Annotated in this window: 13 protein-coding genes (1 of these 13 cut by a window edge); 7 read left to right on the top strand and 6 right to left on the bottom strand. The window is 65.2% G+C overall.

Annotation, left to right across the window (positions count from 1 at the left end):
* A protein-coding gene (locus ACQZF9_RS21990) for a hypothetical protein (protein ID WP_428311102.1) crosses the window boundary here: on the bottom strand, positions 1–548 show its 5' portion. Its footprint begins 40 nt before the window's first position; only the first 548 of its 588 coding nucleotides appear in the window; the start codon lies at positions 546–548; the stop codon falls past the left edge of the window.
* Positions 549–708: 160 nt separating this feature from the next.
* Between ACQZF9_RS21990 and ppk1 the strand changes: the two genes are divergently transcribed.
* Complete coding sequence (gene ppk1 / locus ACQZF9_RS21985) at positions 709–2,808, top strand: polyphosphate kinase 1 (protein WP_428311101.1); 2,100 nt, start codon at positions 709–711, stop codon at positions 2,806–2,808.
* Between the two features lie 94 nt (positions 2,809–2,902).
* Here ppk1 and glnA read toward each other — a convergent pair whose 3' ends face one another.
* Both glnA and ACQZF9_RS21975 read right to left on the bottom strand, forming a co-directional pair.
* Complete coding sequence (glnA, locus tag ACQZF9_RS21980) at positions 2,903–4,315, bottom strand: glutamate--ammonia ligase (RefSeq protein ID WP_428311100.1); 1,413 nt, start codon at positions 4,313–4,315, stop codon at positions 2,903–2,905.
* Between the two features lie 152 nt (positions 4,316–4,467).
* The gene (locus ACQZF9_RS21975; RefSeq protein WP_428311099.1) at positions 4,468–5,148 is read right to left on the bottom strand and encodes a carbonic anhydrase; all 681 of its coding nucleotides are present in this window, start codon (positions 5,146–5,148) and stop codon (positions 4,468–4,470) included.
* Between the two features lie 113 nt (positions 5,149–5,261).
* Here ACQZF9_RS21975 and glyQ point away from each other — a divergent pair, with 113 nt between their 5' ends.
* On the top strand, positions 5,262–6,167 hold the full coding sequence (gene glyQ, locus ACQZF9_RS21970) for a glycine--tRNA ligase subunit alpha (protein WP_428311098.1): 906 nt from the start codon (positions 5,262–5,264) through the stop codon (positions 6,165–6,167).
* A gap of 11 nt (positions 6,168–6,178) precedes the next feature.
* Positions 6,179–6,808 carry a glutathione S-transferase family protein gene (locus tag ACQZF9_RS21965; RefSeq protein WP_428311097.1) on the top strand — a complete coding sequence of 210 codons (630 nt, stop codon included), beginning with the start codon at positions 6,179–6,181 and terminating at the stop codon, positions 6,806–6,808.
* Positions 6,809–6,880: 72 nt separating this feature from the next.
* Here ACQZF9_RS21965 and katG read toward each other — a convergent pair whose 3' ends face one another.
* Positions 6,881–9,109 carry a catalase/peroxidase HPI gene (gene katG / locus ACQZF9_RS21960; protein ID WP_428311096.1) on the bottom strand — a complete coding sequence of 743 codons (2,229 nt, stop codon included), beginning with the start codon at positions 9,107–9,109 and terminating at the stop codon, positions 6,881–6,883.
* Between the two features lie 240 nt (positions 9,110–9,349).
* On the opposite strand from katG, the gene glyS reads away from it, so the two are divergent.
* Both glyS and gmhB read left to right on the top strand, forming a co-directional pair.
* The gene (glyS, locus tag ACQZF9_RS21955; RefSeq protein WP_428311095.1) at positions 9,350–11,428 is read left to right on the top strand and encodes a glycine--tRNA ligase subunit beta; all 2,079 of its coding nucleotides are present in this window, start codon (positions 9,350–9,352) and stop codon (positions 11,426–11,428) included.
* A gap of 94 nt (positions 11,429–11,522) precedes the next feature.
* Positions 11,523–12,056 carry a D-glycero-beta-D-manno-heptose 1,7-bisphosphate 7-phosphatase gene (gene gmhB / locus ACQZF9_RS21950; RefSeq protein ID WP_428311094.1) on the top strand — a complete coding sequence of 178 codons (534 nt, stop codon included), beginning with the start codon at positions 11,523–11,525 and terminating at the stop codon, positions 12,054–12,056.
* A gap of 3 nt (positions 12,057–12,059) precedes the next feature.
* Here the strand turns inward: gmhB and folB are convergent, their stop codons facing one another.
* A complete protein-coding gene (gene folB, locus ACQZF9_RS21945) occupies positions 12,060–12,434 on the bottom strand; it encodes a dihydroneopterin aldolase (RefSeq protein ID WP_428311093.1) in 375 nt (124 codons plus the stop codon).
* A 5-nt stretch (positions 12,435–12,439) separates the two neighbouring features.
* Positions 12,440–13,471, bottom strand: coding sequence for a tRNA (adenosine(37)-N6)-threonylcarbamoyltransferase complex transferase subunit TsaD (gene tsaD, locus ACQZF9_RS21940; RefSeq protein WP_428311092.1), 1,032 nt, complete (start codon positions 13,469–13,471; stop codon positions 12,440–12,442).
* A 129-nt stretch (positions 13,472–13,600) separates the two neighbouring features.
* On the opposite strand from tsaD, the gene rpsU reads away from it, so the two are divergent.
* Both rpsU and ACQZF9_RS21930 read left to right on the top strand, forming a co-directional pair.
* Positions 13,601–13,816 carry a 30S ribosomal protein S21 gene (rpsU, locus tag ACQZF9_RS21935; protein ID WP_007184921.1) on the top strand — a complete coding sequence of 72 codons (216 nt, stop codon included), beginning with the start codon at positions 13,601–13,603 and terminating at the stop codon, positions 13,814–13,816.
* 46 nt (positions 13,817–13,862) lie between these two features.
* Positions 13,863–14,309 (top strand): GatB/YqeY domain-containing protein, encoded by a 447-nt coding sequence (locus ACQZF9_RS21930; protein ID WP_428311091.1) that lies wholly within the window; start codon positions 13,863–13,865, stop codon positions 14,307–14,309.
* Positions 14,310–14,356 lie beyond the last annotated feature (47 nt).

Raw genomic sequence — 14,356 nt, 5'->3', positions numbered from 1 at the left:
AAATCGCTCTTCACCAGATAGCTGACCGGCTTGCCGTCCGGCGCGGTGCCCGGTGTACCGCCGCTCGGCAGTACGCCGCTGCGGAACTGCTTGGCGACCGCCCACTCGTCGGTGACGACGTAGCTGCCGTCTTTGAACATTACGCCGAAGAAGCCCTTGGCCAGACCGTCCTTGGTGCCTTCGTACATTTCCTGCGCGGCGCCCTTGATGTTGGTCTTGGTTTCCATGGCCTTGGACTCGGCGCTGGTCACGTCATAGATCAGACGCTCGCCGTTGGGGCCGCCGCCGATCTTGGTGACGGTCTTGGGCACCTCGCCGATCTTGATCAGGCTGGTGAAGTCCTTGGCGTCGGACAGCACGTAAACGCGGCCGTCCAGATGAACCTGATAATAGTCGTCGTTATTGAGCACCGCGGCAGCACGCTTGGCCTCGAGCTCCTTGTCGTACGCCTTCTCGGCGTCCGCTCCCATCCAGTCACCTTTTGTGCCGCAAGCCGATGTAGCGAGCAGCGTGACGGCGACCGCGACGGTGCGCCAATGAAACAACATGCTTGATCTCCCGGTTAATAAGGCCTTTAAAGCCGGCGCAGAGTGCCTGCGGTGTATTGCGGTCATGTGACAGCCGGCAGGCGCCGAAAGCCGGCGGTGTAACATCGTTGCAACCCACCGCACCGTAACGTGCGCAGACTCAAGACCGAATCGACACGCCATGGACGCCCCCGCAAAACTGGAATTTCAGGCCACCGACCTGTTCATCAACCGCGAGCTGTCGCTGCTGGAATTCAACCAGCGCGTACTCGAGCAGGCCAAGGACGAATCGCAGCCGCTACTCGAGCGCCTGAAATTCCTCTGCATCTCCAGCTCCAATCTCGACGAGTTCTTCGAGATCCGTGTCGCCGGCCTGATGCAGATCGCCGAAGCCGGCTCCGCGCAGCGCGGCCCCGACGGCATCTCGCCGCAGGAGGCTCTGACCGCGATCAGCACCCGCGCGCATGCCCTGGTCGAGGAGCAGTACCGCACGTTCAACGACGTGCTGGTGCCGGCGCTCGAAAAGGAGCGCATCCGCTTCCTGCGCCGCTCGGAGTGGACGCCGGAACAGGAAGCCTGGCTGCGCCAGTATTTCAGCACCGAACTGTTGCCGGTGCTGTCGCCGATCGGGCTCGATCCGGCGCATCCGTTCCCGCGGATTCTGAACAAATCGCTGAACTTCATCGTCACCTTGTCCGGCAAGGACGCGTTCGGTCGCAACATCGGCTTTGCCGTCGTGCAGGCGCCGCGAGCACTGCCGCGCCTGATCCAGCTGCCGCGCGACATCAAGGGCAGCGGGCCTTACGACTTCGTGTTCCTGTCGTCGGTGATTCACGCTTACGTCGACGACGCCTTCCCCGGCATGGACGCGACCGGTTGCTACCAGTTCCGCGTCACGCGCAATTCCGATCTGTTCGTCGACGAGGAGGAAGCCAAGGATCTGGCGGAGGCGCTCGAAGACGAACTGAGCCAGCGCCAGTGGGGCGACACCGTGCGGCTTGAAGTCGCCGACAACTGCCCCGAGTCGCTGTGGAACTACCTGATGCAGGAGATGCAGCTGACGCCGGCCGACGTGTACCAGGTGAACGGCCCGGTCAACCTGATGCGACTGATGGCGATCCCCGATCTGGTGGAGCGTGCGGATCTGAAGTACGTGCCATTCGTACCGCGCATTCCGAAAGCGCTGACCACCGACATCTTCACCACGGTGCGCGAGCGCGATCAGCTGCTGCATCATCCCTACGATTCGTTCGCGCCGGTGCTGGAGTTTCTTCGCCAGGCCGCGCGCGATCCGAAAGTGTTGGCGATCAAGCAGACCTTGTATCGCACCGGCGCGAAATCGCCGGTAGTCGAGGCGCTGATGGAAGCGGCGCGCAACGGCAAGGAAGTCACCGTCGTCGTCGAGCTGCGCGCGCGCTTCGACGAGGCCGACAATCTCGATCTTGCACAGAAGCTCGAAGAAGTCGGCGCGCACATCGTCTACGGCGTGGTCGGCTACAAGACGCACGCGAAGATGTGCCTGATCGTGCGTCGCGAGGAATCCGCGGCCGCCACCGGCGGCGCGACCAGCGCGCTGCGTTACTACGCGCATCTGGGCACCGGCAACTATCACCCGCGCACCGCGCGCCAGTACACCGACTACGGCCTGTTCACGTCGGATCAGGATTTGTGCCGCGACGTGCACGCGGTGTTCCTGCAGCTCACGAGTCTCGGCCGCGTCAGCAAGCTGCACAGCCTGCTGCAGTCGCCGTTCACGCTGTTCAAGGAAACCCAGGACCGCATCGATCGCGAGATCGCGCATGCGAAAGCCGGCAAGCCGGCGCGGATCATCGCCAAGATGAATTCGCTGGTCGAAGCCGAGATGATCAAGAAGCTGTACGAAGCCTCGCAGGCCGGCGTGAAGATTCAATTGATCGTTCGCGCCATGTGCTCGGTGCGGCCCGGCGTTCCGGGGCTGTCGGAGAACATCACGGTGCGCTCGGTGGTCGGGCGTTTTCTGGAACATCACCGCGCGGTTTACTTTCACAACGACGGCAAATCCGAGCTGTTCCTGTCGAGCGCCGACTGGATGGAGCGCAACCTGTACAAACGCGTCGAGATCGCATTCCCGATCAAGGACAAGAAACTGCGCGGGCGAATTCTGGATCAGCTCGAAGCCTATCTGGCCGACACCGCGCAGAGCTGGTCATTGCAGTCGGATGGCCGTTACGTGCGCACCGCGATCGCCGGCGAACCGCTGGGCAAGCCGGTGCAGATCCAGTTCCTCGAAGAGAACAGCTAGTCAAACTCCGAAACTGTCATCCCGCGAAGGCGGTAATGACAGATAGAGCCAACAAAAAACCCCGCTTTCGCGGGGTTTTTTTGAAGCTACTCCCTTACAGCGAGTAATACATCTCGAACTCGATCGGATGCGTGGTCATGCGGAAGCGCGTGACTTCCTGCATCTTCAGCTCGATGTACGAGTCGATCACGTCGTCGGTGAACACGCCGCCTTCCTTTAGGAAGTCGCGGTTCTTGTCGAGGGCTTCCAGCGCCATGTCCAGCGAGTGGCAGACGCGCGGGATCTTCGCGTCTTCCTCCGGCGGAAGATGGTAGAGATCCTTGTCCGAAGCATCGCCCGGGTGGATCTTGTTCTTGATGCCATCCAGACCGGCCATCATCATCGCGGTGAACGCGAGATAGGGGTTGGCGCTGGAGTCGGGGAAGCGCACTTCGATGCGGCGGCCCTTCGGGTTCGCAACATACGGAATGCGGATCGAGGCGCTGCGGTTGCGCGCCGAGTAGGCGAGCATGACCGGCGCTTCGAAGCCCGGCACCAGGCGCTTGTAGCTGTTGGTGCCCGGATTGGTGAACGCGTTGAGCGTCTTGGCGTGCTTGAGGATACCGCCGATGTAGTACAGCGCGGTTTCCGACAGGCCGCCGTAGCCGTCGCCGGAGAACAGGTTCTTGCCGCCCAGGCTCAGCGACTGGTGCACGTGCATGCCGGAACCGTTGTCACCGACGATGGGCTTGGGCATGAAGGTCGCGGTCTTGCCGAACGAGTGAGCCACGTTCTGCACGACGTACTTCAGCTTCAGCACCTCATCGGCCTTCTGCACCAGCGTGCCGAACTTGACGCCGATTTCGCACTGGCCCGCGGTGGCCACTTCGTGGTGATGCACTTCCACTTCCATGCCGACCGCTTCCAGCGTTTCGCACATGGCCGAACGGATGTCCTGCAGCGCGTCGACCGGCGGAACCGGGAAGTAGCCGCCCTTGACCGCCGGACGATGGCCGGTGTTGCCGGATTCGTATTCCTTGCCGGAGTTCCAGGCCGCGTTCTCGGCGTCGATCTCGACGAAACAGCCCTTGAGGCCGGAGTCGTAGCGGATCGAGTCGAAGATGAAGAATTCGTTTTCCGGGCCGAAGAACGCGGTGTCGGCGATGCCGGTGCTCTTCAGGTAGGCCTCACCGCGCTTGGCGATGGAGCGCGGATCGCGCGAGTAGCCCTGCATCGTCGCCGGCTCGATGACGTCGCAGGTGATGACCAGCGTGCTGTCTTCGAAGAACGGATCGATGAACGCGGTGCTCGCGTCCGGCATCAGGATCATGTCGGATTCGTTGATGCCCTTCCAGCCGGCGATCGACGAGCCGTCGAACATCTTGCCTTCGACGAAAACGCTCTCGTCGACGGTCTTGGCCGGGACGGTGACGTGCTGTTCTTTGCCTTTGGTATCGCAGAAGCGGAAGTCGACAAACTTCACGCTTTTGTCGGTAATAGTTTTGATTACGTCTTTACCCGAAGACATGGGTTTCTCCTAAGAGTTGTCGAGGGATTCATGGGGTGCCGCGGCGGAGCCCCCTGCCCCGGTTCGGCGGGCAGACCGCAGCAGGATCTATGCCAGGGGAAAACCCCCAGTTACGGCTTGGTACATGGAAGCGGCGCAGCAGGTGAACATCTTCAGTCGGCCGGACGCGGTCCGCCGCTGGGCTCGGCAAAGATCGCCTCGACCGCGGCCTGATGCGCGGCGATCAAGCCGTCCTTGCCGGACATCGTGAGGCCGAGATTACGCAGCAGGCCGTCGCCGACGCCGTACACCCAGCCGTGGATCGTCAGGGTCTGCTGGCGGCCCCAGGCGTACTGGACGACGTTGGTCTGGCAGACGTTGACCACCTGTTCGAGCACATTGAGCTCGCACATGCGATCGTGGCGCGCGGTCGCGTAAGGGATCGACGCGAGCCGGTCGGCATAGCGGTCTTGCACGTCGCGCAGATGATAGAGCCAGTTGTCGGCCAGGCCGATGCGCGTGCCGCGCAGGCTCGCCTGCACACCGGCACAGCCGTAGTGTCCGACTACCATGATGTGCTCGACCTTGAGCACGTCGACGGCGAACTGGATTACCGACTGCGCATTGAAGTCGCTGTGCACCACCAGGTTGGCGATGTTTCTGTGGACAAAAATCTCGCCCGGCGGCAGGCCGAGGATTTCGTTGGCCGGCACGCGCGCGTCGGCGCAGCCGATCCACAGATAGGCCGGCGCATGCTGGGCGGCGAGCTTGCGGAAATAATGGGGATCGTCGGCGAGCCGCTCCTGCTGCCAGGCACGGTTGCTGTCGAAGAGTTCGGTCAGTTCGGTGCTCATCGGTCGGAAATCATAGCCGCTTCCATGCCTGCCCTGCTCTACGTCGTTTGGCCCGCCGGGGCAGCGGTGATGCAGCCGCTATACTTTGCGGCCCCTCAAGTCCGCGCGTCGCCATGACCTTCCAAGACCTCATTCTGAAGCTGCAGGCGTTCTGGGCCGGCCACGGCTGCACCATCGTCCAGCCGATGGACATGGAAATGGGCGCCGGCACGTTCCACTGGGCCACCTTCCTGCGCGCGCTCGGCCCCGAGGCCTGGAGCACCGCCTACGTCCAGCCCAGCCGCCGCCCCACCGACGGCCGCTACGGCGACAACCCCAACCGCCTGCAGCACTACTACCAGTTCCAGGTGCTGATGAAGCCGAGCCCGGCGAACATCCAGCAGCTGTATCTGGACTCGCTGAAGATGCTCGGCTTCGATCCGCTGGTGCACGACATCCGCTTCGTCGAGGACAACTGGGAATCGCCGACGCTGGGCGCCTGGGGCCTGGGCTGGGAGGTGTGGTTGAACGGCATGGAAGTCACCCAGTTCACCTACTTCCAGCAGGTCGGCGGCATCGAGTGCCGGCCGGTCGCCGGCGAGATCACCTATGGCCTGGAGCGCCTGGCGATGTACATCCAGGGCGTCGAGAGCCTTTACGACATCGTCTGGTCGCGCGACCCGGTCAGCGGCCGCGAAGTGACCTATCGCGACGTCTATCACCAGAACGAAGTCGAGCAGAGCAGCTACAACTTCGAGCACGCCGACGTACCGACCTTGTTCGAGCGCTTCAACAAGGCCGAGGCCGAGTGCGTGAAGCTGCTGGCGCTGGAAACGCCGCTGCCGCTGCCGCTGCCGGCCTACGAGCGCGTCGTGCAGGCCAGCCATGCGTTCAACCTGCTCGACGCACGCGGCGCGATCAGCGTGACCGAGCGCCAGGCCTACATCCTGCGCGTGCGCACCCTGGCGCGCGGTGTCGCCGAGGCCTACTTCAACGCCCGCGCGCGCATTGCAGGCTTCGCGCCGCTCAAGGCCGCCTGAGGAGCAGCCCGATGATCCTGATCGGCATGTTCGACTCGCCGTTCGTGCGCCGCGTGGCGGTCAGCATGCGGCTGCTGGGTCTGCCTTTCGAGCACCGCAACTGGTCGGTCGGCAAGGACCAGGCGGCGATTCGCGAATACAACCCACTCGGCCGGGTGCCGACGCTGGTGCTGGATGACGGCGTGTCGCTTTGCGATTCGGCGACGCTGCTCGATTACCTGGATCAGCAGGTCGGCCCGGAGCGTGCGCTGCTGCCGCCCAGCGGCGTCGCGCGTCGCGATGCGCTGCAACTGATGGCGCTGGGTTCAGGCGCAGCGGAAAAAGCGGTGACGCAGGTTTACGAAGGCATTTTCCGCCCCGCTGAGAAACAGCATCGGCCCTGGGTGGATCGCTGCGCCGAGCAAATGCACGGCGCGCTGGCCCTGCTCGACGCCGCCTGCGCGGCCAAGCGCGGCCCGTACCTGCTCGGCGAGCGGTTGACGCAGGCCGATGTGACTGGCGTCACCGCCTGGACTTTCGTGCACGGCGCGCTGCGCGTCGACGCCTCGCGTTACCCGGCGCTCGCTGCCCACGCTGCGCGCTGCGAACAGATGGCCGCCTTCGCCGACGCGCGCCTGGATTTCTCGCCGCCTTCGGCCTGAGCCGCGCCCACAAAAAAGCCGCCGACCCTGAAGATCGGCGGCCTTCGACCAGCGCCGTATCAGCGCGAGCAACTACTTCAGATCGAAGCGATCCAGCTCCATCACCTTGGCCCAGGCCTTGACGAAGTCGCCGACGAACTTCTGCCCGGCGTCGCGGCTGGCATAGACCTCGGCCAGCGCGCGCAGCACGGCGTTGGAGCCGAACACCAGATCGACGCGCGTCGCGGTCCACCTGGCCTTGCCGCTCAAGCGATCACTGCCTTCGAAAGTATTGCGCGAGGTCGGCTTCCACACCGTGCCCATGTCGAGCAGGTTGACGAAGAAGTCGTTGCTCAGCGTGCCGGGCTTGTCGGTGAACACGCCGTGCCGGGCGCCGTCGACGTTGGCGCCGAGCACGCGCAGGCCGCCGATCAGCACCGTCATCTCCGGCGCGGTCAGCGTCAGCAGCTGCGCCTTGTCGATCAGCATCTGCTCGGCCGGCACGTTGAGGCCCGGCTTCAGGTAATTGCGGAAACCGTCGGCCTTGGGCTCGAGCATCGCCACCGATTCGACATCGGTCTGCTCCTGCGAAGCGTCCATGCGGCCCGGCGTGAACGGCACCGTGAGGTCGTGGCCGGCAGCCTTGGCGGCCTGCTCGATGCCGACGGCGCCGGCAAGCACGATCAGGTCGGCCAGCGACACCGGCTTGCCGAAGGCCTTGCGGATGCCCTCGAGTTTGGCCAGCACGGTCGCAAGCTGCGCCGGCTGGTTGGCTTCCCAGTCCTTCTGCGGCGCCAGGCGAATGCGCGCGCCATTGGCGCCACCGCGCTTGTCCGAGCCGCGGAACGTCGAGGCAGAGGCCCAGGCGGTCGACACCAGCTGCGACACGCTCAGGCCGCTGGCGGCAATTTGCTGCTTCAGCGCGGCGATGTCGGCCGCGGCGATCAGCGGGTGATTCACCGCCGGAATCGGGTCCTGCCAGATCAGCTCCTCGCTCGGTACTTCCGGACCGAGATAGCGCACGCGCGGGCCCATGTCGCGATGGGTCAGCTTGAACCAGGCGCGAGCGAAGGCGTCGGCGAACTGGTCGGGGTTGGCGAGGAAGCGGCGCGAGATCTTCTCGTAGGCCGGATCGACGCGCAGCGCCAAGTCAGTGGTCAGCATCGTCGGCAGGAGCTTCTTGGATGCGTCATAGGCATGCGGAATGCTCGCATCGGCTCCCTTGGCCACCCACTGGTGCGCGCCAGCAGGGCTCTTGCTCAGCTCCCACTCAAAGCCGAACAGGTGCTCGAAGAAGTCGTGGCTCCATTGCGCCGGCGTCTTGGTCCAGGTCACTTCCAGGCCGCTGGTGATGGTGTCGGCGCCCACGCCGCTGCCGAACTTGTTGTGCCAGCCCAGGCCCTGCTGTTCCAACTCGCCGCCTTCGGGCTCGGCGCCGACGTTGTCGGCCGGGCCGGCGCCGTGGGTCTTGCCGAAGCTGTGGCCGCCGGCGATCAGCGCGACGGTCTCCTCGTCGTCCATCGCCATGCGGCTGAAGGTATCGCGGATGTCGTAGGCGGCTTTCAGCGGATCGGGGTTACCGTCGGGGCCTTCCGGATTGACGTAGATCAGGCCCATCTGCACCGCGGCCAGCGGGTTCTCCAGCTGGCGGCTGTGGATGTCGCCGTCGGCCTTGTCGTCGGCCACCAGCACCGCCTCGTCGCCGGGCTTGCGCACGCCTTCCGAGCCGTGAGCGTAGCGCTGATCGCCGCCCAGCCAGGTGGTTTCGGTGCCCCAGTACACGTCCTGGTCCGGCTCCCAGGTGTCCTCGCGGCCGCCGGCGTAGCCGAAGGTCTTGAAGCCCATCGACTCCAGCGCGACGTTGCCGGTCAGGATCAGCAGGTCGGCCCAGGAGATCGCCTGGCCATACTTCTGCTTGATCGGCCACAACAGGCGCCGCGCCTTGTCCAGGCTGACGTTGTCCGGCCAGCTGTTCAGCGGCGCGAAGCGCTGCTGACCGCGGCCACCGCCGCCGCGCCCGTCCTGCACGCGGTAAGTGCCGGCGCTGTGCCAGGCCATGCGCACGAACAGCGGGCCGTAGTGGCCGAAGTCCGCCGGCCACCAGGGCTGCGAGTCCGTCATCAGCGCCTGCAGGTCTTTTTTCAGCGCGGCGTAGTCGAGTTTCTTGAACGCCTCGGCGTAATGGAAGCCCTGGCCCAGCGGATCGGACTTGGACGAGTGCTGGTTCAGCAGGTCGGTGCGTAGCCGCTTGGGCCACCAGTCCTGGTTATGGGTGCCGCCACCGGCGGTGTGGTTGAACGGGCACTTGGCTTGATCTGACATGGCTGGGTCACCTATGGAGTCGTCTGTCGTTTTTTATGCTGAGTGCGGGCCCGAACCTAACAAAGGCCTCGCCATCGGTTCGAGCATTCTGATGCGCAAATGCTCCATTTGGAAAATTAAACTTTGTTGGCGAATCGATAGGCATTGAGCATGGAGCGCCGCTGCCGCAGTTGGCGCGGACCGGCCTATGACGGAGAATCGCGCGCTCCTTTTGCCTGCTCCTTACAAAGGTTTAGTGACGTGTTGCGCGACCTCCTGCTTGAAATCGGCACCGAAGACCTGCCCGCCCGTTATGTCGCGCCGTTGGCTGCCGCGCTGGTTCGCGGCGTCGAGGGCGGCCTGCAGCGCCGCGGCGTCGGCATCGGTGCGGTCCGCAGCTTCGCCACGCCGCGCCGCATCGCGGTGCTGATCAGCGACGTCGCCGAGAACCAGCCCGAGCAGAAGCTCGAAAAGCTCGGCCCGGCGATCGCCGCCGCCTACAAGGACGGCAAGCCGACGCCGGCCGCATTGGGCTTCGCGCGCAGCTGCGGTGTCGAGTTCGAGGCCCTGGGCGAGAAGGACGGCAAGCTGTACTTCTCGCGCACCGCGCCGGGCGAAGCCACGGCCAGCCTGCTACCGGCGATTTTTGAAGAAACGCTGAAGCAGATGGACGAGTTGGTGCCCAAGCGCATGCGCTGGGGCAGCGGTGAAGAAACCTTCGTGCGCCCGGTGCAATGGATCGTCTGCCTGCTGGGCGAGGCGATCGTGCCGCTGCGGCGCTTCGGCCTGGACTCCGGCCGCATCACTTACGGCCATCGCTTCCATGCACCGGAGGCGATCGCGCTGTCCACGCCGGGCGACTACGAAGCCGCGCTGAAACGGGCCAAGGTCTGGGCCGATCTGGATTCGCGCCGCGCGTCGATCGCGCAGCAGATCCGGCAGAAGGCCGCGCTGCTCGGCGGCCACGCACGCGTCACGCCGGACTTGCTCGACGAGGTCACCGCGCTGGTCGAGTGGCCGGTGGTGATTGCCGGCAACATGGAGCAGCGCTTCATGCGTCTGCCGCCGGAAGTGATCGTCGCCACCGTCGAAACCAATCAGCGCTATTTCACGCTGTTCTCCGACGAGGCGCTGACGCAGCTGCTGCCGTGCTTCATCACGATTGCCAACATCGAGTCCAAAGATGTCGCGCAGGTGGTGTCCGGCAACGAGCGCGTGGTGCGGCCGCGCCTGACCGACGCGCTGTTTTTCTGGGACCAGGATCTGAAACAGCCGCTACAGGCGCACGGCGAAAAGCTCGCGCAGGCGATGTTCCAGAAAGACCTCGGCAGCATCGCCGACAAGGTCACGCGCGTGCGCGCCATTGCCAGAAGCATCGGCGCTTTCCTCGAAGTTTCGGTGGCCGACGTCGATCGCGCGGCGCAGCTGTCGAAAGCCGATCTGGTCACCAAGGCGGTGTTCGAGTTTCCGGAACTGCAGGGCGTCATGGGCGGCTACTACGCCGCGCAGAGCGGCGAAAACGAAACCGTGTCGCGGGCGATTCGCGAACATTATCTGCCGACACAGCAAGGCACGCCGATCCCGACCGACAGCATCGGCCAGATCGTGTCGCTGGCCGACAAACTCGATTCGATGGCCAGCATTTTCGCGATCGGCCAGAAGCCGACCGCGAGCAAGGACCCGTATGCGATCCGTCGCGCGGCGGCCGGCATGCTGCGCATCCTGATCGAAGGCCAGCTCAATCTGGACCTGCACGATTTGCTGCAGCTGGCGCTGGACGAACTCGAGGCCACACTGCACAAGGCCGGGCTGAAGAACGCCACCAGTGCCGACGAGCTGTGGGCGTTTTGCGTCGAGCGTCTGCGCAGCTATTGCCTGGATCGCGGCGCGACCGCGGAAGCATTCGAAGCGGTGCGCGCGACCGGCGTGACCACGCCGCTGGATTTCGAGCGCCGCCTGCAGGCGCTGCTGAAGTTCCTGCCGTCGCCGGAAGCCACGAGCCTCGCCGCCGCCGACAAGCGCGCACGCAACATTCTTCGCCAGGCCGGCGTCGACAATGCCGCGCCGGTGAATGTCACGCGCTTCGAAGTGCCAGCAGAGAATGCGCTGCACGCCGCATTGCAGCGCGTTGCGGCCGCGGTCGAGCCGCTGCGTCTGCGGCGCGACTACGCCGGCATCCTGGCGCAACTCTCGACGCTGAAGCCGCCGGTCGATGCGTTCTTCGAAGCGGTGATGGTGATGGCCGACGACGCGCAGGTTCGCGCCAATCGTCTCGCTTTATTGGCGCAGCTCGACGCGCTGTGCCGCGACGTCGCCGATCTGTCGCTTCTACCCGGTTGATGCTGAAAACTGTAGGAGCGGGCTTGCCCGCGATTGAGGCTTCGATGGCACAGTCGCGGGCAAGCCCGCTCCTACAGGTGAAGAAAGAGCCGCCATGAAACTGCTGATCCTCGACCGCGACGGCGTCATCAACGAAGACTCGGACGACTACATCAAATCGGTCGCCGAGTGGCAGCCGGTGCCGGGCAGCATCGAGGCGATCGCGCGGCTGACGCAGGCGGGCTGGCGCGTGTTCGTCGCCAGCAACCAGTCCGCGGTCGGCCGCGGCATGATGGATTTCGACGCGTTGTTCGCGATCCACGACCGGATGATGCGGGCCTGTGCCGAGCTCGGCGGCCGCATCGACGGCATCGCCTTTGCGCCCGAGCACCCGGACCACGCGACGCCAATGCGCAAACCCGCTCCCGGCATGCTGCTCGACCTTGCGCGGCGGCTACAGGTGCAGCTCGACGGCGTGCCCTTCGTCGGTGACAGCTACGGCGATATCGAGGCCGCGCGCGCCGCCGGCGCGACGCCCATTCTGGTGCGCAGCGGCAAGGGCGCCCGCACCGAAAAAGCGCATGCGCTGGGCGAGGTCGCGGTGTACGACGACCTGGCGCACTACGTCAGCGTGCTGCTCGCCGCCTGAGACTCAGCGCGCGCCGCAGGCCGCGTAATCCTCGCGACGGCGATCGATCTCGACGCCGACGTCCTGCACCGGAATCGCGCCCGGCTTGTGGATCGTCAGCTTCAGGCTGAGGATCGGGAAGTCATTGAACAGCGAGCGCGCCAGCTTTTCGGCCAGAGCCTCGAGCAGCGCCGGCTGGTAGTCGGTGCTGATCTTCTGCACCGTCTCCATCACCGCGGCGTAGTCGATCGCATCGCGCACGTGGTCGCTGGCCGCGGCGGCGTTGAAGTCCGCACCCATCTCCAGATCGAAAATCAGCGGCCGCTGCAGGGTCCGCTCCCAGTCGTAGACGCCGATGATGGTGTCGACCTTGAGGCCGCGGATGAAAATTTTGTCCATGTTGATCAGGCTCGATAATTTGGTGAAACCGGCGGCCGCAGGTCTTCCAGCGGCCAGCGCGGCGTGGTGAACAGTTTGCCGTCGGCCAGCGGCGCGCCGGCCAGCCGTGCCCAGCCGGCGTAGGCGATCATCGCCGCATTGTCGGTGCAGAAGGCCGGCCTCGGAAAGAACAGGCCGACGCCGCGCTTGGCGGCCAGCATCGCCAGCCGCGTGCGCAGGCGCTGGTTGGCGCCGACGCCGCCAGCGACGACCAGCGCGCGATAGCCGGTCTGCTCCAGTGCGCGCTCGCATTTGATCGCCAGCGTTTCGGTGACCGCGTCCTCGAAGCCGCGGGCGATGTCGGCGCGGGTCTGTTCGTCGGCGTCGGCCGGCAACGCGGTCAGCACCGCTGTCTTCAGGCCGCTGAAGCTGAAATCCAGTCCGGGACGATCGGTCATCGGCCGCGGAAACCGGTAGCGGCCGGGCACTCCGCTTTCGGCGAGCTTGGCCAGGTACGGCCCGCCGGGATAAGGCAAGCCCATCATTTTCGCGGTCTTGTCGAAGGCCTCGCCGACCGCGTCGTCCAGGCTTTCGCCGAGCACCTTGTACTGACCCACCCCTTCGACCGCGACCAGCAGGGTGTGGCCGCCGGACACCAGCAGCGCCAGGAACGGGAAAGCCGGCCGCTCCGGCTCCAGCATCGGCGCCAGCAGATGGCCCTCCATATGATGGACGGCGATCAGCGGCAGGCCCTGGGCCAGCGCGATGCCGGCGGCAACCGAGGCGCCGACCATCAGCGCGCCAATCAGCCCCGGCCCGGCGGTGTAGGCCACGCCGCTGAGCTCGGACGGCTGCAATCCGGCATCATTGAGTGCCTGGCGCACCAGCTCGTTGACCCGGCGCACGTGGTCGCGCGAAGCCAGCTCCGGCACCACGCCGCCGTACTGGGCGTGCAGCTTGATCTGCGAATGCAGCGCATGGGACAGCAGGCCGCGCTCGCCGTCGTAGACGGCGGCGGCGGTCTCGTCGCAGGAGGTTTCCAGGGCCAGAACGGGCATAAGACGCCTATTGTGCGGCATCCCGGCAGCCCCGGCCGACCGCGCCCTTTGCATTACGGGAGCGCCGCGCATAAAATCGCCGCCCCTACGGGGGTCCTAGCCCCTGAGCATCAGAGAGAGCTTCACCTTATGCCGACTGTCCGCGTCCGCGAAAACGAACCCTTTGAAGTTGCCCTGCGCCGCTTCAAGCGCACCTGCGAAAAAGCCGGTGTGCTGACCGACGTGCGCAAGCACGAGTTCTTCGAGAAGCCGAGCCAGGAGCGCAAGCGCAAGCGCGCCGCCGCCGTGAAGCGCCAGCTGAAGAAAGTCTCGCGCGACGTCACCCGTCGCCAGCGCCTGTACTAGAGGCCTCTGCGCGCCGCGGTTGGTACTGCCGGCGCGCAATCTTCCAATGTCGGATCTCCAGAAACGCGTCCTCGACGACGTGAAAGTGGCCATGCGCGCCGGCGAAAAACATCGCCTAACCGTGCTGCGCATGCTCACCGCCGAGCTCAAGCAACGCGAAGTCGTCGAAAGCACGCCTATCACCGATGCCGTGGTGACCTCGGCCGTCGAAAAGATGGTCAAGCAGCGGCGTGATTCGGAGAACCAGTTCCGCGCCGGCAACCGGCCAGACCTCGCCGACAAGGAAGCCGAAGAAATCCAGATGCTGATGGGCTACCTGCCGCAGCAGCTGAGCGAGGCCGAAATCGCCGCCCTGCTCGACCAGGCCGTTGCCGAGACCGGCGCCGCCGGTGGCAAGGACATGGGCAAGGTGATGGCCTGGATCAAACCCAAGGTCGCCGGCAAAACCGACATGGGCAAGCTGTCCGGGCTGATCAAGGCCAGGCTCGGCTGATCGGTTCCGGCGCCGCAAGGTGCCGGAACAAACCGTTAGACTCGGGC

This window comes from Hydrocarboniphaga sp. (assembly GCF_965279055.1).
Taxonomy (GTDB): Bacteria; Pseudomonadota; Gammaproteobacteria; order Nevskiales; family Nevskiaceae; genus Hydrocarboniphaga.
The sequence above is the reverse complement of the archived record's forward strand: the minus strand, read 5'-3'. Positions and strand labels throughout refer to the sequence as shown.